The sequence below is a fragment of the Tabrizicola flagellatus genome (assembly GCF_008271465.1).
Lineage (GTDB): Bacteria > Pseudomonadota > Alphaproteobacteria > Rhodobacterales > Rhodobacteraceae > Tabrizicola > Tabrizicola flagellata.
The window spans coordinates 254,761-272,794 of record NZ_VMDU01000002.1 but is presented as its reverse complement, the minus strand read 5'-3'; the positions used below and the strand labels follow the sequence as shown (position 1 = coordinate 272,794).

At 68.3% G+C, this 18,034-nt stretch carries 22 protein-coding genes; 14 read left to right on the top strand and 8 right to left on the bottom strand.

Going from position 1 to position 18,034, the window contains the following annotated elements:
• Positions 1 to 66: 66 nt before the first annotated feature.
• Together FL625_RS04460 and FL625_RS04455 are read right to left on the bottom strand one after the other, a co-directional pair.
• Positions 67 to 1,095: an L-idonate 5-dehydrogenase gene (locus FL625_RS04460; RefSeq protein WP_149587423.1), complete on the bottom strand. Its 1,029-nt coding sequence runs from the start codon at positions 1,093 to 1,095 to the stop codon at positions 67 to 69.
• Complete coding sequence (locus FL625_RS04455) at positions 1,092 to 2,042, bottom strand: 2-hydroxyacid dehydrogenase (RefSeq protein ID WP_149587422.1); 951 nt, start codon at positions 2,040 to 2,042, stop codon at positions 1,092 to 1,094. Before FL625_RS04455 ends, FL625_RS04460 begins: the two co-directional genes overlap by 4 nt.
• A gap of 91 nt (positions 2,043 to 2,133) precedes the next feature.
• Between FL625_RS04455 and FL625_RS04450 the strand changes: the two genes are divergently transcribed.
• From FL625_RS04450 to FL625_RS04430, 5 genes are read left to right on the top strand one after another with little or no spacing between them, the layout of a single operon-like run.
• Positions 2,134 to 2,889 carry an SDR family oxidoreductase gene (locus tag FL625_RS04450; RefSeq protein ID WP_149587421.1) on the top strand — a complete coding sequence of 252 codons (756 nt, stop codon included), beginning with the start codon at positions 2,134 to 2,136 and terminating at the stop codon, positions 2,887 to 2,889.
• Positions 2,886 to 3,383 carry a gluconokinase gene (locus FL625_RS04445; protein ID WP_149587420.1) on the top strand — a complete coding sequence of 166 codons (498 nt, stop codon included), beginning with the start codon at positions 2,886 to 2,888 and terminating at the stop codon, positions 3,381 to 3,383. The genes FL625_RS04450 and FL625_RS04445 overlap by 4 nt, the downstream gene beginning before the upstream one ends.
• Positions 3,380 to 4,258 carry an NAD(P)-dependent oxidoreductase gene (locus tag FL625_RS04440; protein ID WP_149587419.1) on the top strand — a complete coding sequence of 293 codons (879 nt, stop codon included), beginning with the start codon at positions 3,380 to 3,382 and terminating at the stop codon, positions 4,256 to 4,258. Before FL625_RS04445 ends, FL625_RS04440 begins: the two co-directional genes overlap by 4 nt.
• Positions 4,255 to 4,590 (top strand): hypothetical protein, encoded by a 336-nt coding sequence (locus FL625_RS04435; RefSeq protein ID WP_149587418.1) that lies wholly within the window; start codon positions 4,255 to 4,257, stop codon positions 4,588 to 4,590. Before FL625_RS04440 ends, FL625_RS04435 begins: the two co-directional genes overlap by 4 nt.
• 23 nt (positions 4,591 to 4,613) lie before the next feature.
• Entirely contained in the window at positions 4,614 to 5,603 is a 990-nt protein-coding gene (locus tag FL625_RS04430) for a LacI family DNA-binding transcriptional regulator (protein WP_235019310.1), read from the top strand.
• A gap of 4 nt (positions 5,604 to 5,607) precedes the next feature.
• Here FL625_RS04430 and FL625_RS04425 read toward each other — a convergent pair whose 3' ends face one another.
• On the bottom strand, positions 5,608 to 6,498 hold the full coding sequence (locus FL625_RS04425; RefSeq protein WP_149587416.1) for a LysR family transcriptional regulator: 891 nt from the start codon (positions 6,496 to 6,498) through the stop codon (positions 5,608 to 5,610).
• 130 nt (positions 6,499 to 6,628) lie between these two features.
• Between FL625_RS04425 and FL625_RS04420 the strand changes: the two genes are divergently transcribed.
• The 8 genes from FL625_RS04420 (at position 6,629) to FL625_RS04385 (ending at position 14,511) form a co-directional block, all read left to right on the top strand.
• A complete protein-coding gene (locus tag FL625_RS04420; RefSeq protein ID WP_149587415.1) occupies positions 6,629 to 7,036 on the top strand; it encodes a DoxX family protein in 408 nt (135 codons plus the stop codon).
• A 53-nt stretch (positions 7,037 to 7,089) separates the two neighbouring features.
• Positions 7,090 to 7,911: a 4,5-DOPA-extradiol-dioxygenase gene (ygiD, locus tag FL625_RS04415; RefSeq protein ID WP_200833879.1), complete on the top strand. Its 822-nt coding sequence runs from the start codon at positions 7,090 to 7,092 to the stop codon at positions 7,909 to 7,911.
• A 114-nt stretch (positions 7,912 to 8,025) separates the two neighbouring features.
• Positions 8,026 to 9,114: a LacI family DNA-binding transcriptional regulator gene (locus FL625_RS04410; RefSeq protein WP_149587414.1), complete on the top strand. Its 1,089-nt coding sequence runs from the start codon at positions 8,026 to 8,028 to the stop codon at positions 9,112 to 9,114.
• Positions 9,111 to 10,361, top strand: coding sequence for a sugar ABC transporter substrate-binding protein (locus FL625_RS04405; protein WP_149587413.1), 1,251 nt, complete (start codon positions 9,111 to 9,113; stop codon positions 10,359 to 10,361). Before FL625_RS04410 ends, FL625_RS04405 begins: the two co-directional genes overlap by 4 nt.
• Positions 10,362 to 10,462: 101 nt before the next feature.
• Positions 10,463 to 11,536 carry a carbohydrate ABC transporter permease gene (locus FL625_RS04400; protein ID WP_149587412.1) on the top strand — a complete coding sequence of 358 codons (1,074 nt, stop codon included), beginning with the start codon at positions 10,463 to 10,465 and terminating at the stop codon, positions 11,534 to 11,536.
• The gene (locus FL625_RS04395; protein ID WP_149587411.1) at positions 11,536 to 12,414 is read left to right on the top strand and encodes a carbohydrate ABC transporter permease; all 879 of its coding nucleotides are present in this window, start codon (positions 11,536 to 11,538) and stop codon (positions 12,412 to 12,414) included. Before FL625_RS04400 ends, FL625_RS04395 begins: the two co-directional genes overlap by 1 nt.
• Positions 12,415 to 12,423: 9 nt before the next feature.
• The gene (locus tag FL625_RS04390) at positions 12,424 to 13,419 is read left to right on the top strand and encodes a glycoside hydrolase family protein (protein WP_149587410.1); all 996 of its coding nucleotides are present in this window, start codon (positions 12,424 to 12,426) and stop codon (positions 13,417 to 13,419) included.
• A 3-nt stretch (positions 13,420 to 13,422) separates the two neighbouring features.
• Positions 13,423 to 14,511, top strand: coding sequence for an ABC transporter ATP-binding protein (locus FL625_RS04385; RefSeq protein ID WP_149587409.1), 1,089 nt, complete (start codon positions 13,423 to 13,425; stop codon positions 14,509 to 14,511).
• Here the strand turns inward: FL625_RS04385 and FL625_RS04380 are convergent.
• Genes FL625_RS04380 through argH form a run of 4 tightly spaced genes read right to left on the bottom strand, consistent with a single transcriptional unit; the run spans position 14,500 to position 16,532 of the window.
• The gene (locus FL625_RS04380) at positions 14,500 to 14,820 is read right to left on the bottom strand and encodes a DUF2834 domain-containing protein (RefSeq protein WP_149587408.1); all 321 of its coding nucleotides are present in this window, start codon (positions 14,818 to 14,820) and stop codon (positions 14,500 to 14,502) included. The genes FL625_RS04385 and FL625_RS04380 overlap by 12 nt on opposite strands.
• Positions 14,817 to 14,942: a hypothetical protein gene (locus FL625_RS18485; RefSeq protein ID WP_268815758.1), complete on the bottom strand. Its 126-nt coding sequence runs from the start codon at positions 14,940 to 14,942 to the stop codon at positions 14,817 to 14,819. Before FL625_RS18485 ends, FL625_RS04380 begins: the two co-directional genes overlap by 4 nt.
• A 13-nt stretch (positions 14,943 to 14,955) precedes the next feature.
• A complete protein-coding gene (locus tag FL625_RS18045; RefSeq protein ID WP_160147729.1) occupies positions 14,956 to 15,108 on the bottom strand; it encodes a hypothetical protein in 153 nt (50 codons plus the stop codon).
• Between the two features lie 20 nt (positions 15,109 to 15,128).
• Positions 15,129 to 16,532, bottom strand: a complete 1,404-nt coding sequence (gene argH, locus FL625_RS04375; protein ID WP_149587407.1) for an argininosuccinate lyase — start codon at positions 16,530 to 16,532, stop codon at positions 15,129 to 15,131.
• 21 nt (positions 16,533 to 16,553) lie between these two features.
• On the opposite strand from argH, the gene FL625_RS04370 reads away from it, so the two are divergent.
• On the top strand, positions 16,554 to 17,111 hold the full coding sequence (locus FL625_RS04370) for a TlpA family protein disulfide reductase (RefSeq protein WP_149587406.1): 558 nt from the start codon (positions 16,554 to 16,556) through the stop codon (positions 17,109 to 17,111).
• Positions 17,112 to 17,158: 47 nt separating this feature from the next.
• On the opposite strand, the gene FL625_RS04365 is transcribed toward FL625_RS04370, so the two are convergent.
• Entirely contained in the window at positions 17,159 to 17,947 is a 789-nt protein-coding gene (locus tag FL625_RS04365) for an exodeoxyribonuclease III (RefSeq protein WP_149587405.1), read from the bottom strand.
• Positions 17,948 to 18,034 lie beyond the last annotated feature (87 nt).

Below are 18,034 nucleotides of genomic sequence, written 5' to 3'. Positions count from 1 at the left end.
GGCTCCTTCTTCTCTTGCTGCGCCGGTGTCGCCGGGCGACAGGGTGTGCGCGCGGCCGCGTCCCGGTCAAGCCGGGAAGTCGATCTGTGCCTTCATCGCCCGGCTGCGGTCCGAGGCGAGGCGGAAGGCGTCCTCGGCCTGCGCCAGGGGCACGGTATGGGTGATGAGCGGCTTCACGTCGATCAGGCCCTTCTGCATCAGGCCCACGCCCACGGCGAAATCTGGGTGAAAGCGGAAGGATCCGCGGAGGTCCAGTTCCTTGGCGGTTATCGCCATCATCGGCAGGGTCATATCGCCGCCGAGACCGAGTTGCAGGATCACCCCGCGCGGCCGCAGAGCGGCGATGCCCGAAGCCAGCGCGGCGGCGACCCCGGTGCATTCGTAAAGCACGTCGAAATGGCCCTTGTCGGCGCCGTAGGCGGCGAGGGCCTCCGGGTCGGTGCCGGTGTTGATGACCCGGTCGGCCCCGACGCGGGAGGCGAGGGACAGGGTGAAGTCCGACAGGTCGGTCGCCACGATTTCGGCCGCACCGGCGCGGCGGGCGGCGAGGATCGCCAGCGTGCCGATCGGGCCGCAGCCGGTGACGAGGACGCGCTTCCCCAGCATCTCTCCGGCCCGGCGGGTGGCGTGTAGCGTGACGGCGAGCGGTTCGGCCATGGCGGCCTCGCCCGGGGTCAGGCCGGTGGCATCGACGCATTGGCTGGCGTCGGCGGTCAGGATTTCTCGGAAGGCGCCCTGGATGTGGGGGAAGGGCATCGCGCTGCCGTAGAAGCGCATGTTGAGGCACTGGTTGGGCAGGCCTTCGAGGCAGAACTTGCAGGTGCCGCAGGGGCGCGAGGGGGAGACGGCGACGAGTTGGCCCTTGGCGAAGGCACTGGTGCCGGGGTCCTCGACGTAAGCCGAGACCTCGTGGCCGAGGATCATCGGTTCCTTCAGCCGCACGGCCCCGAAGCCGCCGTGGTTGTAGTAGTGCAGGTCCGAGCCGCAGACGCCCCCCGTGGCGAGGCGGAGGCGGAGTTGGCCGGGGTTCAGGGGCTCGGGGTCACGGTCCTCGATGCGCAGGTCCTTCGGGCCGTGAATGACGATGGCTTTCACGGCAGCACCGGCGTGATCAGGGGTTGGCCCGCGAAATGGGCGGTCAGGTTGTCGCGCATGAGTTTGCCCATCGCCTTGCGGGTATCGACCGTGCCCGACCCGTGGTGGGGTTGGAGGAGGACGTTCGGGGCGGACAGGAAGCGGGGGTTGAGGTTCGGCTCGCCCTCGAACACGTCCAGCGCGGCGCCGGCGATCTGGCCCTGTTCAAGCGCGTCGAGGAGGGCGGTTTCGTCCACGTTCGCGGCACGGCTGATGTTGATGACGGTGCCGTCGGGGCCAAGGGCCTTCAGCACTTCGGCGTTGACGATGTGGCGGGTCTCGGGCGTGGCGGCCAATGCGACGAACAGGTGGTCGCAATTGCGGGCAAGCTCCACGGCGTCGGGGATCCAGGTCCAGCCCTCGGGCCCCGGTTTGGGGCTGCGCGCGGAATAGGCGATCTTCATGCCGAAGCCTTCGCAACGCCGGGCGATGGCCGCCCCGATCCGCCCAAGACCCAGGATGCCCGCGCGGGTGCCCGAGACCTTGCGGGTCAGCGGGAACATGCCCTTGGCCGCCCAGTCGCCGGAGCGGACCCATTGTTCCGCAGGCCCGGTGCGCCGCACGAGCGCCAGCAGCATGGCCAGCGCGATGTCGGCCACGTCCTCGGTCAGGACGTCGGGGGTGTTCGAGACCTTGATGCCCCGCGCCTTGCAGGAGGGCAGATGGACGGCATCGTAGCCCACGCCGAAGACCGCGATCATTTCGAGGTTGGGACAGGCGGCGATCATCGCCTCGGAGGCGCCAAGGTCGCCGCGTGTGGCGATGGCGCGGATGTCGGGGCCGACCCTGGCGAGGAGGGCGTCCTTGTCGGCGGTCTCCCACCAGCGGTGGATGGTGTAGGCAGCGTCGAGAGGGGCTTGGTCCCATTCCGGGTAGGGGCCGACCTGGAGAACCTGCGGTTTGGCCATCTTGTCCTCAGCGCGCTTGACAGGGTGTGTTATCGATAACATAAACGAGTCGAAACGCGCTTGTCGAGAGCGAAGTGAGGGGACGGAAGGCATGGGACATCGGCTGTTCGATCTTACCGGGCGACGGGCGCTGATTACCGGGTCGTCGCAGGGGATCGGGTTTGCGCTGGCCGAGGGTTTGGCCGAGGCGGGGGCTTCGGTCGTGCTGAACGGCCGGGATAAGGGGAAGCTGGCGGCAGCGGCGGCGCGGATCGCGGGGGCGGAGGTGCTGGCCTTTGACGCCACGGATCATGAGGCGGTGCGGGCGGCGGTGGATGCCTTCGAGGCCCAGGGCAAGCCTATCGACATCCTGGTGAACAACGCCGGGATGCAGCATCGCGCGCCCCTGGAGGAGTTTCCGGCCGAGGCCTTCGAGCGTCTGTTGCAGACCAACATCGCGAGCGTGTTCCATGTGGGCCAGGCGGTCGCGCGGCACATGATCGCGCGGGGGCGGGGCAAGATCATCAACATCGCCAGCGTCCAGACCGCGCTGGCCCGGCCGGGAATCGCGCCCTACACCGCGACCAAGGGCGCGGTGGGGAACCTGACCAAGGGCATGGCGACGGATTGGGCGAAGCACGGGCTGAGCTGCAACGCCATCGCTCCGGGCTATTTCGACACGCCGCTGAACGCCGCGCTGGTGGCGGACCCGGCCTTCAGCGCCTGGCTGGAGAAGCGGACGCCGGCGGGGCGCTGGGGGAAGGTGGAGGAGTTGCAGGGGGCCTGCGTGTTCCTGGCCTCGGAGGCGGCGAGCTTCGTCAACGGGCATGTCCTGTATGTGGACGGCGGGATCACGGCCTCGCTATGACCTTGCGCGTCATCATCATGGGGGTGGCGGGTTGCGGCAAGTCGTCGGTGGGCGAGCGGCTGTCGGCGCGGCTGGGCATCCCCTATCGCGACGGCGACGACCTGCACAGCCCCGAGGCGGTGGAGAAGATGCGGGCAGGCATCCCGCTGACGGACGAGGACCGCTGGCCCTGGCTGGACCGGGTGGCGGGAGTGCTGGCGGCGGAAGCTCCGGTCATCGTCGGCTGTTCGGCGTTGAAGCGGGTCTATCGGGACCGGATTCGGGCTGGCGCCGGCGGGCCGGTGCGGTTCGTCCATCTGGCGGGCAGCCGCGAGGTGATCGCCGCGCGGATGGCAAGGCGGACGGGGCACTACATGCCGACCTCGCTTCTGGACAGCCAGTTCGCGGCGCTGGAGCCCCCAGGCCCGGAGGAGGCGATGACGGTGGATATCGACCAGCCTTTGGCGGCGATTGTGGATGCGGTTGCCGCAAAGCTGAGGGGAGAGACGCCATGACCGTTGCGCTGATCGGAGCGGGGGCGATGGGCGGGGCCATTGGCGCGCGGCTGCTGGCCACGGGGGCGGCGCTGCGGGTGTTCGACCTGGACCCGGTGAAGGTGACGGCTTTGGTGGACCTTGGGGCGGTGGCGGCGCCCTCGGCAGCCGAGGCGGCGCGGGGTGTGCGGGCGGTGATCCTGTCGCTGAACGCGGCGCATATCGTGCGGGCGGCGGTCTTCGGGCCGGGGGGCGTGGCCGAGGGGGCGGCGCCGGGGACGCTGGTGATCGACATGTCCTCGATCGACCCGGTGGCAACCGAGGCACTGGCGGAGGATGCGGCGGAGAAGGGGTTGCGCTGGGTGGACAGCCCCTTGTCCGGGGGTATCCCGAAGGCCGCGACGGGGGAGCTGACGCTGATGCAGGGCGGTGCGCCGGCGGACGTGGCGGAGGCTCAGGAGGTTCTGCGTGGTGTCGCGTCGAACCAGACGCGGATGGGCGGACCGGGGGCGGGGCAGACGACGAAGCTGATCAACCAGGTGCTCTGCGGGCTGGGGTTCCTCGCGGTGGCCGAAGCGACGGCGCTGGCCGAGGCGGCGGGGGTGGATGCGGCGATGATCCCGAAGGCCTTGGCCGGCGGTCGGGCGGATTCGGCGATCCTGCAGGAATACATGCCCCGCATGGCAGCGCGGGATTACCGGCGGACGGGGCGGATCGACAACATGGTCAAGGACCTGAACGGGGCGGCGGACCTCGCGCGGGCGACCGGGACGGCGATGCCCTTGACCGCGCTCTGCGCCGAAGTGCACCGGATGCTGACGGCGGCGGGGCTGGGCGGCGAGGACCAGGCGGCGCTGATGGAGTTCTTCAGGGGACCGCGAAAGGACCTGGCATGATAACCCGCTATGCCCTGTTCGAGGGCACCCTGCACGAGGGGCACGAGGAAGCCTTCCGCCGCGATGTGCTGGCGGAGATACTCCCGGTCTGGCGGCGGTTTCCGGGGGCCCTGGCGATTCATGTGACGTTCGCGGAGGACCGCGACGAGGGGGCGCCGGAATACCCGCTGATCCTGGCGATCGACTGGCCGGACATGGCGACGGTCGAGGCATTCCTGACCCACCCGATCCGCAAGGAGGGCCGCGCGGCGACGGAAGCAGTGCTGGCGCGGCATTTCACGGGCCGTATCCACCACCACGTCACCTCGGCCCACACCTTCGCGCCGACATGACGCAAGCCCGCAAGACCCCAACCATGGCCGATGTCGCCCGGATCGCCGGGGTCTCGCCCATGACGGTCAGTCGGGCCTTCAAGCGGGACACATCCGTCAGCGAGGCGACGCGGGATGCGATCCTGAAGGCGGCAGAGGAGTTGGGGTATGTGTTCGACTCGACGGCCTCGTCCCTGCGGTCGCAGCGGACGGATTTCGTCGCGGTGACGATCCCCTCGATCAACAACGCCAACTTCGCCGAGACGCTGCGGGGCCTGTCCGAGGGGCTGAAGGCGCGGGGGTTGCAGATCCTTCTGGGCTATACCGACTATGACATCCACGAAGAGGAGCGGCTGATCGAGCAGCTTCTGCGCCGGCGGCCCGAGGCGATCGTGGTGACGGGGGGCCGGCATACTCCGCGCGCAAGGCGGCTGTTGGAGAACGCGGGCCTTCCGGTGATCGAGACCTGGGACCTGCCCGCCCAGCCCATCGGGCATGTGGTGGGGTTTTCCAACGCCGATGCGGTGCGGGGGATGATCGACCATTTCGTCCGGCAGGGCGCGACGCGGATCGCGTTCATCGGCGGCGATGCCGACCGCGACACGCGCGGCACTGACCGGCGCGATGGCTTTGTCGCCGCGATGCGGGCGCATGGTCTGGACGCCAGCCGCCTGATCGCCGCCGGGGCCCCGCCGATCTCCATGCGCGAGGGGGCGGTGGCGATGGGGCGGCTTCTGGACAGCCTGCCCGATACCCAGGCGGTGATCTGCGTGTCGGACCTGTCGGCCTTCGGCGCCCTGACCGAATGCCAGCGGCGCGGCGTCCGGGTGCCGGAGGACATCTGGATCGCCGGTTTCGGCGATTACGAGATCGCCGAGGTCTCGGTCCCCGCGCTGACCACGATCAACCCCTTCCCGCGCGAGATCGGCGCAAGGGCGGCGGCGCTGATCCTCGAGGTGCTGGACGGCCGGCAGACCCAGCCCGCGACGCTGCGGATCGCGCCGGAACTGATCGTGCGGCAGTCCAGCCGCTAGGCGGTCAGAGGATGCCGGCGGTTCGCACGTCCTCGGCCGCGAAGTCGATCAGCGCGCGGATCTTGCGCGGCAGGACGCGGCCTTCCAGCCAGACCGCACTCAGCTGGCCCTCCTCGCCCGGCCAGTCGGCCAGCACCGGGACGACCGCCCCTGCCTCCAGTGCCGCACGGGCGGCAAAGCGGGGGGCATAGACCAGCCCCTGCCCCGCCGCCGCCAGTTCCACCGCCGCGCGGGCCGAGTTCACCCGGAACCGGCCCTGCACCGCGACGGGGACGGGCGGGCGCCCGAAGGCCCAGCGCCGGGGATCGCGGCGGTTGGTGTCGAGGATGCAGTCATGCGCGGCCAGGTCCTGCGGAGACGCGGGCGTCCCGCGCCGGGCGAGGTAATCGGGGCTGGCCACCAGCACAGACCCGAAGCCGCCGAGCCGGCGCACCTTCAGCGTCTGCGTGTCGGTCCGGCCCATGCGGAAGGCAAGGTCGATCCCCTCGGCCGCAAGGTCCACATGGCGGTCGTCGAGCCTCAGGTCGAAGGACAGCCCCGGATGCAGCCGGCCGAAACGGTCGAGCATCCCGGCGACATGGAGTTCGCCGAAGGTGACGGGGGCCGAAAGCCGGATCACCCCGGAGAACCCGCGCGAGCCTTCGGCGACCCCGGCGATCAGGTCGTCGAGATCGTCCAGAAGGGCCGGCGCGCGGGACAGGAGATCCTCGCCCGCCGGCGTCAGCCCGACCTTGCGCGTGGTGCGCTGCAACAGCCGCACGCCCATCCGCGCCTCGAGGCCGGCCACATATTTCGAGGTCAGGCGGTTGGAGGTGCCCAGCTGCTCTGCCGCGGCGGTGAAGGATCCGGTCTGCGCGGTGGCGACGAAGGCCTTCAACTCGTCGATCAGGTCCATCGGCGCGGCTTTCGGAATGAAATGTGGATGGTCAATCCACAATGTCGCCATTTCATTCCCAAGCGTCAAGACCTAGCTTTGCCTCATCGCATCCGCCGCCGGACGGGCGGCCCCTTGATAGGACCCCGAGATGACCCCTAACTCCGATTACGCCGCCCTGATCCTGCGCGTCGCCAGCGGCGCACTGTTCGTCGCCCATGGCCTGATGAAGGTCATGGTCTTCACCATCCCCGGCACGGTGGGCTATTTCGAAAGCCTCGGCCTGCCCGGCTTCCTCGCCTATCTGACGATCCTGGCCGAAGTCGGCGGCGGCCTTGCCCTGATCCTGGGCGTGGCCACCCGCGCGGTGTCGCTGGCGCTGATCCCGGTGCTTCTGGGCGCGACCTGGGTCCATGCCGGCAACGGCTGGGTCTTTTCCAGCGAAGGCGGCGGCTGGGAATTCCCGCTGTTCTGGGCCATCGTGCAGGGAGCCATCGCGCTGCTGGGTTCGGGCGCCTATGCGCTGAAACCCTCCACCCGCGCGCTGGCCGCGGCCTGAACCCTCCGGGCTGCCCCGACAGGGGGCGGCCCCTTCGCCGAAAGGACAGGACCATGAGCGCGATCACCGACCTCAACGCCCTCCGCGACCGGCTGAAGCCCTCGGCCCGGATGCCCGTGGTGTTCCTGGGCCACGGCAGCCCGATGAACGCGCTGGAGGATACCGCCTACAGCCGCGCCTGGAGCGCGCTGGGACAGGCCCTGCCGCAACCGCAGGCGATCCTGGTCGTCTCGGCGCACTGGATGACGCGCGGCACGACGCTGGTCGATGTCTCGGCCCTGCCGAAGACGATCCACGATTTCTACGGCTTTCCCGACGCGCTTTACGCGATGGATTACCCCGCCCCCGGCAACCCGGAGCTGGCGCGCGAGGTGGTGAGCCTCCTGGCCAGCCACCATTCCGCCGAGGACGATACCTGGGGCCTGGACCACGGCGCCTGGACGGTGCTGAAGTTCCTCTATCCGCAGGCGAAGGTGCCGGTGTTCCAGGTCTCGATCGACATGAGCCGGGGGCTGGAGCACCAGCTCGAGGTCGGGCGGACTCTTGCCGCGCTGCGCGACCGGGGCGTGCTGATCCTGGGCTCGGGCAACGTGGTCCACAACCTGCGCGCCATGCGGTTCGGCGGACAGCCGCTGGACTTTGCGCTGGAGTTCGACCGCCTGTTCGCCGACCGGCTGGAGGCGCGCGACCTGAAACCCCTGGCCGACCGCGAGGGGCTGGGCAGCCTGCTGACCATGGCGCATCCGACGGTGGATCACTACATGCCGGCGCTGACCATCGCCGGCGCCTCGGACGCCAGGGACCGGCTGACCTTCATGACCGACGCCATCGACCTCGGCTCGGTCTCGATGCGGTCCTTCGTCTTCCACGCCTGAGCCAAGCCCCCTCCCCGCCCGCGCAACCCGCGCTTGACAGAATCGGTCGAGTTGTGACACCGATGTCATGACACCGATGTCATAGCCGGACACCGCGCGGAGGGGAGGCCTCGCATGTCGACGATCTACGATGTCGCACGCCTGGCCGGCGTGTCGCCCAAGACGGTCAGCCGGGTCCTTAACGGCGACGGGCCGGTGGGCGAAAGGACGCGCGAGGTGGTCGAGGCCGCGATGCGCGAGCTGGGCTATGTCCGGTCGAACGCGGCGCGGATGATGCGTGCGCAGAAGTCGGGGATCGTCGGGCTGATCACCGGGGCGATTTCCACCAAGAACCAGCCTTCGACCCAGCAGGGCCTGCCGGACCTCTACATCGTGCAGGGCATCCAGCGGGCGCTGGATGCCTCCGGCATGACGCTGATGATCGCCGATACCGGGGGCCGGCAGGACCGTGTGCCCAAGCTAATCGACACCTTCCTGTCGCACCGGGTGGAAGGGCTGATCTATGTCGCCGAGTATCACCAGCCGGTGGACCTGCCCCCGGTGCCCGAGGATACGCCGCTGGTCCTGGCCAACTGCTATGACGACCGCGGCACCCCCGCCGTCCTGCCCGACGACCGCCGCCTGCAGGCCGACCTGGTGCGGCGCCTGATCGGCGCGGGGCACCGGCGGATCGCCATGCTGGCCCTGCGCCCCGACATGGCCGCCGGCCGGCTGCGGCCGCTGGGCTACCGCGATGCGCTGGCCGAGACCGGGATCGCCTTCGACCCCGCCCTGCTGGCGCATGTGGATTTCGACCAGCCCGAGACCGGGCCGCAGCTGCTGTGGGACACGATCGACCGCCTGCTGCGGCTGGATGCTCCACCCACGGTGCTGTGCTGCGGCAACGACCAGATGGCGCTGATGGTCTATGGCATCCTGCGCAGCATGGGCCGCAGGGTGCCCGACGAGATCGGCGTCGCCGGTTTCGACAACTATCGCGCCATCGCTGAGACGCTCTACCCGCCGCTGACCACGGTCGAGCTGCCCTACAACGCCATGGGCGTCCGGGCGGGCGAGCGTCTGTTGCAGCTGATTTCCGGCGAGGGCCGGGATGACCACCGCCCGGTCCTGGTGGCCGGGCCTGTGCACTGGCGCGGTTCGGTCAACGAGCTTCGGACCGCGACTGTCGTTTCACTGATGACCCAGAGGGAGGAAACCAAATGAAGATGTTCACCGTCGCGGCTTCGGCCGCGATCCTGGCCTGGGCCTCGGCCGCCGAGGCGCAGCAGACGCTGACCATGTGGTACCATGGCGCCGGCAACGAGGTCGAAAGCAAGATCATCAACCAGATCATCGCCGACTTCAACGGCAGCCAGTCCGACTGGAAGGTGGAACTGCAAAGCTTCCCGCAGGCGGCCTACAACGATTCCGTCGTCGCGGGCGCGCTGGCCGGCAACCTGCCCGACATCCTGGACGTGGACGGCCCGGTGATGCCGAACTGGGCCTGGGCGGGCTACATGCAGCCCCTGAAGATCGACGAGTCGAAGATCGCCGACTTCCTGCCCGGCACCAAGGGCATCTGGAACGGGCAGCTCTACTCCATCGGTCTCTGGGATGCCGCCGTGGCGCTGGTGACGCGGCAGTCCTATCTTGACGAGCTGGGCCTGCGCACGCCGACGCTGGAGCAGCCCTGGACCAAGGACGAATTCATGGCCGCCCTGGATGCGGCGAAAGCGTCGGGCAAGTTCGAATACGCCTTCGATCCCGGCATGGCCTGGACCGGCGAATGGTATCCCTATGCCTTCTCGCCCTTCCTGCAGAGCTTTGGTGGCGACATCGTGGACCGTTCCACCTACAAGACGGCGGAAGGCGCGCTGAACGGCGAGGCGGCCCTGGCCTTCGGCGAATGGTGGCAGAGCCTGTTCAAGAACGGCTATGCGCCCGCGACGCAGGACCCGGCGGATCGTGACGGCGGCTTCGCAGCGGGCAAGTATGCCTTCTCGTGGAACGGCAACTGGGCGGCGCTGAACACGCTGAAGGCCTTCCCCGACACGGTGTTCCTGCCCGCGCCCGACTTCGGCAACGGCCCGAAGATCGGTGCGGCCTCCTGGCAGTTCGGCATCTCGGCTTCGTCCAAGCATCCCGAAGGCGCCGCGGCCTTCATCGAGTTCGCCCTTCAGGACAAGTATCTGGCGGCCTTCTCGGACGGCATCGGGCTGATCCCGCCGACCAAGACGGCAGCCGCGATGACCGAGCACTACAAGCCGGGTGGCGCGATGGAAGTGTTCTTCGGCCTCTCGGCCGCCCAGGCTCTCGTCCGTCCGGTGACGCCGGGCTATGTCGTGCAGGCCAAGGTGTTCGAGAAGGCGCTGGCCGACATCGCCAGCGGAGCCGACGTGGCGGCGACGCTGGACGCGGCCGTGGACGAGATCAACGCCGACATCGAGAAGAACGGCGGTTACGGCCACTAGGCCGACTGGCCCCGGAGCGGATCCGGGGCCGGGTTCTCCCCAGAGCCCTGGCTGGCGGTTTGCGCCGCCAGCCCTTTCCCCTCTCACGCGACGAGGCGATCATGGCGTCGAAGTTCACCGTGTCGAACCGGACGGGCTGGCTGATGGCGGGCCCTGCGGTCCTCTTGATCGCCGGGTTCGTGATCCTGCCCTTCTTCCTGGCCTTCTACTTCTCGTTCACCAACCAGCGGCTGGTCTCGCCCAATCCGACCGAATGGGTGGGGCTTGCGAACTATCGCCAGCTTCTGGGCGTGACGACCCTGACGCTGGAGCCGGTGCGCGACGAGGCGGGCGCCATCGTGATGAAGGACGGCGCGCCGGAATATCCCTCGATCCGCACGCTGACCCGCAACAACCCCGACCGGCCCGACCTGGCGGGGATGCGGGAATGGTTCAGCTTCAGCCTTGGCGGGGACAGCCGGACCTATGTCCTGGCGCGCGACGTCGTGTTCATGAAGGCCATCGTCAACACCTTCATCTTCGTGCTGGTCGTCGCCCCGGTGCAGGCGGGCCTGGCGCTGGGCCTGGCGCTTCTCATCAACCAGCGCCTGAAAGGCATCAACGTCTTCCGCGCCATCTACTTCATGCCGGTCGTCGTCTCGATCGTCGTCGTCTCGCTGTTGTGGCGGCTGATCTATGACGGCCAGTCGGGCCTGCTGAACAATCTCCTGGGCGCGATCAGCTTCGGCCTGATCCCGCCGGTGGACTGGCTGGGCAACCCGTCCACGGCCCTGGGTGCCATCATCGCCATGTCGATCTGGCAGGCCGTGGGTTTTCACATGGTGATCTGGCTCTCGGGCCTCCAGACCATCAGCCCCACCCTCTACGAGGCCGCCGCCATCGAGGGCGCGTCGAAGTGGCAGGTGTTCCGCTACATCACCTGGCCGGGCCTCAGGAACACCGCCGTCCTCATCCTCATCGTCATCACCATGCAGGCCTTCGGCCTGTTCGCCCAGATCGACGTGATGACGAACGGCGGGCCGCTGGACAGCACCCAGACCATCGTCTTCCAGGCCGTCGAGCGCGGCTATGGCAAGCAGGACATCTCGGGCGGGTCGGCGATCTCGGTGATCCTGTTCGTGATCGTGCTGTCGATTTCCCTGATCCAACGCTGGCTGACGCGGGAGAAGAGCTGATGGCCATGATTTCCGCCGACAACCGCGGCCTGCGCCTGGCCACCCGCTATGCGGTGCTGGTGCTGATCGCGCTGATCTTCATCTTCCCGCTGGTCTTCATGGTGATGTCCAGCCTGAAGCCGGACCAGCAACTGTTGCAGGATTCCGGCAGCCTGCGCGCCTTCCTTCCGGTGGGCGACATCAGCCTGTCGAACTACTTCGCCGCCTTCCAGCGGGCGCCGGTGGGCACCTTCGTGTTCAACTCGGTCCTCGTCACCGGGGTGACGGTGGTCCTGTCGCTGCTGGTCTGCTCTGCCGCGGCCTTCGCCTTCGTCTTCGTCGGCTGGAAGGGGCGCGACGTGCTGCTGTCGATCCTGCTGGCCACGCTGATCCTGCCCTTCGAGACCATCGCCATCCCGCTTCTGATGATGGTGGCGCATTTGCCCTGGCTGGGGATGGACGGGCTGACCTGGGGCTGGCTGAACAGCTACCGGGTGCAGATCGTGCCCTTCATCGCCGACGGCCTGACGGTGTTCCTGTTCGTCCAGTATTTCAAGGACCTGCCGGGCGAGCTGATCGAGGCCGCGCGGGTCGAGGGTGCCTCGTGGTTCCAGATCTACCGCCGGATCGTGATGCCGCTCTCGGGGCCGATCCTGGCAACGGCGGCGATCCTGAAGTTCCTGGTGATGTACAACCAGTATCTCTGGCCGCTGATGGTGACGCAGGCGGAGGGCTACCGTCCGGTCATGGTGGGCCTGCAGTACTTCTTCCAGCTCAACGTCGCCTGGGGCGAGGTCATGGCCTACCTGAGCCTGATCACTGTCCCCGTCCTTGCCTTCTACCTTTACCTGCAGAAAGCCTTCATCGCGTCGATCGCCTCGACCGGCGTGAAGGGCTGAGGAGACGTCATGACCTTCAAGCACAAGGATCTCTGGTTCTGGGACAGCTGGTATGTCCAGGACGGCGACATCTGGCACGGCTATTTCCTGCAGGCGCCGAAATCGCTGATCGACCCCGACGCGCGGCACCTGAACGCGACCCAGCGCCATGCGGTGTCGCGCGACCTGACCAACTGGACCGACATGGGCACCACGTTCGAGCCGCAGCGGGACGGCGCGGCCTGGGACGACAGCACGACCTGGACCGGGTCGGTGGTGAAGGGCGACGACGGGCTGTGGCATCTGTTCTACACCGGCACACGGAAATCCGAGCAGTCGCTGTATCAGCGGATCGGCCATGCCACCTCGCGCGATCTGCACAACTGGACGCGGGTCGGCGACGGGCTTGCCCTGGACCTGACCGGCCCCAACGCCGACTGCTACGAGAAGGACCACGCGATCGGCCACTGGCACGACCGGGCGATGCGCGACCCCTGGGTGATGCGCGACCCGGACGGCAAGGGCTGGCTGATGTATTTCACCGCCCGCGTGCCGGGCGTGCCGGAACCCAACGCCGGCGGCGCCATCGGCTTTGCCACCTCGCCCGACCTGATGACCTGGACCCTGCAACCCCCGGTCTTCCACGGCGGCTTCGGCCAGCTGGAGGTGCCTCAGGTGTTCCAGGTGGGGAACCACTGGTACTGCCTCTTCTGCACCTCGTCGCACCACTGGTCGGAACAATACCGCCGCGACAACCCGCAATCGCCCGTCACCGGCACCCACTACCTGATCGCCGACCACCCGCGCGGCCCCTGGCGCATCGCGCCCGGCCCCTTCCTCGACGGGGCAGAGCCCTGCCGCCGCTATGCAGCCCGCATCGTCGAAGGGCCGCAGGGCCTGGTGATCCTGGGCTTTGCCGACGGCGGCAAGGCGCGTTTCGGCGGCTTCATCATGGACCCCGAGCCGGTGACCATAGGCCCCGACGGTCTTCTGCACGTTCAACCCCTCGCACAGGCGGCGGAGTAGCCCATGGCCCGGATATCGCTGAAGAACGTCAGGAAAAGCTATGGTGCCACCCATGTCATCAAGGGCGTGGACATCGAGATCGAGGACGGCGAGTTCTGCGTCTTCGTCGGCCCCTCGGGCTGCGGCAAGTCCACGCTGCTGCGCATGATCGCGGGGCTTGAGGACATCACCTCGGGCGAGTTGCGGATCGGCGAGACGCTGGTCAACGACCTGCCGCCCAAGGATCGCGGTGTCGCCATGGTGTTCCAGTCCTACGCCATCTTTCCGCACATGACTGTGTGCGAGAACGTGGCCTTCGGGCTGACCATCGCGGGCGCGTCGAAGGAGGAGAAGGAGGCCAAGGTCGCCGAGGCCGCGCGCATCCTGCAGATGGAGCACCTGCTGGACCGCCGTCCGTCGCAGCTTTCCGGCGGCCAGCGCCAGCGCGTGGCCATCGGCCGGGCCATCGTGAGGAAGCCCCAGGTGTTCCTGTTCGACGAGCCCCTGTCGAACCTCGACGCCGCCCTGCGCATGGACATGCGGATGGAGATCGGCCGGCTGCACCAGCAGCTTGGCGCCAGCATGATCTATGTGACCCACGACCAGGTCGAGGCGATGACCCTGGCCGACAAGATCGTGGTGCTGAAGGACGGGCAGGTCATGCAGATCGGCGCGCCGATGGACCTGTATCACGACCCGGCGAACCTGTTCGTCGCGGGCTTCCTCGGCGCGCCGTCGATGAACTTCGTCAAGGTGACGGTGCAGGGGGTGAACGGGAACAAGGTGCTGGTGTCGAACGCGGCGCTGGACCCGGTCGAGGTTTCGGGCAAGCGCGGGCCGTTCAAGGTGGGGGATCAGGCGATCCTGGGCCTGCGCCCGCAATATCTGTCGGTGGCCGAGGGCGCGGGGCGGCTGCACGGCTCGGTGGCGCTGACCGAACGGCTGGGGTCGGAAACCGTGGTCGAGGTCACGCTCAAGGATGGCAGCCCGCTGATCGCCGCCCTGTCGCATGACGCGGTGTTCGACATCGGGTCGCAGATGAACCTGGAGTTCGACCCTGCCCAGGCGCATCTGTTCCCCGAGGACGGGACCGCGACCTCTTCACGCCACTGAGGGACGCGAGCGCAGGAAGAGATAGAGCGGCAGCCCGCAGCTGACGCCGATGCAGAAGGTCGCCGGGATCGCCACCAGGCCCAGCCAGTCCCGGCGGCCGAGGCTTTCGGCCAGGACCCAGACCGTCAGCGCGATGGCGGCGATGGTCAGGTCCCAGGTCAGGCCCGTGGTCGAGGCGTTGACATACCAGGCGTCGATCAGGCCTGACAGGCCGGTTCCGGTTTCGCGCATGTGTTTCACGAACCAGAACATAGGATGCACCGCGCCCCAGATCGCGATTGCCAGGAAGGCAAGGCGCAGCGGGCTCATCGTGCGACGACGCCCATCTGCACCTCGCCGGTGACGGCAATCCCGCGCGACGGCGGTTCCGGCGCGCCATCGGCGCCGCAGGCGGCTAGGAAGAGCGAGGCGAGAAGCAGAAACCGGGGCATGGCAGGCCTTTCCTCAGGGGTCGATGGACACCGTGGCACCGCCGATCTCGCCGGACAAGGTGGGGTTTACCTCTACCCCGCCGGTGCCGAAGGTCAGGTTGGTGGCCAGCATGGGGTTCTTGCAGGCCGCCAGCGCAAGGACCGGGATCAGAAGCCAGAATTTCATTGGATGCTCCCCTGGAACGCTCAGCCCAGCTCCGCCTTCCAGCGGGCGAGCTGCGCCCGCACCTGATCCGGCGCGGTGCCGCCATAGGACATGCGGCTTCGCACCGAGTTTTCCACCCCCAGCACGCCGAAGACCTCGGCGGTGATGCCGGGATGGACCGATTGCATCTGGGTCAGCGTCAGGTCGGGCAGGTCGCATCCCTGCGCCTCGGCCATGGCCACCAGCGCGCCGGTGACGTGGTGCGCCTCGCGGAAGGGCAGGCCCAGCGCCCGGACCAGCCAGTCGGCGAGATCGGTCGCGGTGGAAAAGCCCGAGGCGGCGGCGGCGCGCAGGGCATCGCGGTTGGCGGTCATGTCCGCGACCATGCCGGTCATCGCGGCAAGGCCCAGCATCAGCGTATCGGCGGCGTCGAAGACCTGTTCCTTGTCCTCCTGCATGTCCTTGGAATAGGTCAGCGCGAGGCCCTTCATCACCGTGAACAGCGCGACCGTCGCCCCGAGGATCCGCCCCAGCTTGGCGCGCAGCAGTTCCGCCGCGTCGGGGTTCTTCTTCTGCGGCATGATGCTGCTGCCGGTCGTCCAGCGGTCGGACAGCCGGACAAAGCGGAACTGGGCCGAGGACCAGATCACCAGCTCTTCGGCAAAGCGCGACAGGTGCATGGCGCAGATGCTGCTGGCGGCCAGGAACTCCAGCGCGAAGTCGCGGTCGGAGACCGAGTCGAGGCTGTTCGCGGTCGGCCGGTCGAAACCCAGTGCCTTTGCCGTCATGTGCCGGTCGATGGGAAAGGAGGTCCCGGCCAACGCGGCGGCGCCGAGAGGGCATTCGTTCATCCGCCGCCGCGCGTCCTGGAACCGGGAACGGTCACGGGCGAACATCTCGACATAGGCCAGCATGTGATGGCCCCAGGTCACCGGCTGGGCGGTTTGCAGGTGGGTGAAGCCCGGCATGACCCAGTCGGCCCCGGCCTCGGCCTGGGCGAGGAAGGCGCGCATCAGGCCGGTCAGCCCCTCGATCGCCGCATCGCACTGGTCGCGCACCCAGAGCCGGAAATCGACGGCCACCTGGTCGTTGCGGGACCGCCCGGTGTGCAGCCGCTTTCCCGCCTCGCCGATGCGGTCGGTCAGACGGGCCTCGATGTTCAGGTGGATGTCTTCCAGATCGGGTGTGAATGGGAATTTCCCGGCCTCGATCTCTGACAAGATCGCGAGCAGCCCTTCCCCGATCGCCTCGGCATCCCTAGAAGAGATGATGCCCTGCGCGGCCAGCATCGCCGCATGGGCCCGGCTGCCCGCGATGTCCTGGGCGTAGAGCCGCTGGTCGAACCCGATCGAGGCGTTGATCGCCGTCATGATCGCGCTTGGACCCTCGGCAAAGCGCCCGCCCCACATCGTGTTGGCGGACTTGGGATCGGGGGCGTCTGACATGGGCGGGGCTTTCGCGGCAGGATGGGCGGGGTGGGAAACGTGCGGAAAATTCTGGTGGTCCTTTATACGGCCTTGGCCCTCGGTGCAAATCCGGTGCTCGCCGATGCGGCCAGCCTGCGCGAGGGCGACATGAAGAAGCTGGTGCTGCACGAGGCCCCGGTCGCGGTGCCCGAGGCGGTGCTGCTGGATGCCGAGGACGGCGAGCACGCGCTGGCCGATTACCGGGGCAAGTGGGTCGTGCTGAACTTCTGGGCCACCTGGTGCGCGCCCTGCCGGAAGGAGATGCCCTCGCTCGACCGGCTGCAGACGGCGATGCCGGACCTGGCGGTGGTGCCGGTCGCCACCGGACGCAACGCGGTCGAGGGGATCAGGCGGTTCTTCGAGGAGGCCGGTGTCACCGCGCTGCCCATCCTGCGCGACCCCCAGTCGCAGCTGGCGCGTGGGATGGGAGTCATGGGCCTGCCGGTCACCGTGATCCTGAACCCCGAGGGGCAGGAGGTCGCCCGGCTGATCGGCGATGCCGAATGGGACAGCGAGAGCGCCAAGGCCGTGCTGGCGGCGCTGGCCTCGGGGTCCTGACAAATTCCTTCGAAGGAATTTGCAAATCCTTTCGAAGGGATTTGCGCCTAAAGGTCAAACGTCGCAAAGACCGGGACGTGGTCCGAGGGCTGGTCCCAGCCCCGCACGGGGCGCAGGATGCGGCTGCCGTGGCCCGCACCGGCAACGTCGGGCGTGGCCCAGATGTGGTCGAGCCGGCGGCCCTTGTCGGCGGCGTCCCAGTCGGGGCTGCGATAGCTCCACCAGCTGTAGAGCCGGCCCTCGGGGATGTCCTGCCGGGTGATGTCCCGCCAGCGCCCGGCCTCCATCACCTGACCCAGATGCTCCACCTCGACCGGAGTGTGGCTGACAATCTTCAACAGCGCCTTGTGATCCCAGACATCGTCCTCGCGCGGGGCGATGTTCAGGTCGCCGACAAGGATCGACATTTCCGGCCGCTCGGAATGGAAATGGTCGCGCATCTGGGTCAGGTAGTCGAGCTTCTGGCCGAACTTGAGGTTTTGCTCGCGATCCGGAATGTCGCCGCCGGCCGGGACGTAGAAATTGTGGATCGTGACGCCGTTCTCCAGCCGGCCCGCCACATGCCGGGCATGGCCGAGTGCGGCGAAGTCCTGCCCGCCGACATCCCGGATCGGCAGTTTCGACAGGATCGCGACGCCGTTGTAGCCCTTCTGCCCCCGGGCGATGACATGGGTGTAGCCCAGCGCCCGGAACCCCTCCATCGGGATCAGCTCGACCGGGCACTTGCATTCCTGGAGACAAAGGATGTCGGGCGACTCTTCGGTCAGCAGGCGGGCGACCAGCCCCTCGCGCAGGCGGACCGAGTTGATGTTCCAGGTGGCTAGGGTGAAGGGCATGGGCGCGGCTCCGGGTTGCCGGGCGACCGTAAGACCGGGCCGCGGCGGGCTCAAGGGTGGGCTCAAGGGCCGGGCGGAAAAAGAAGG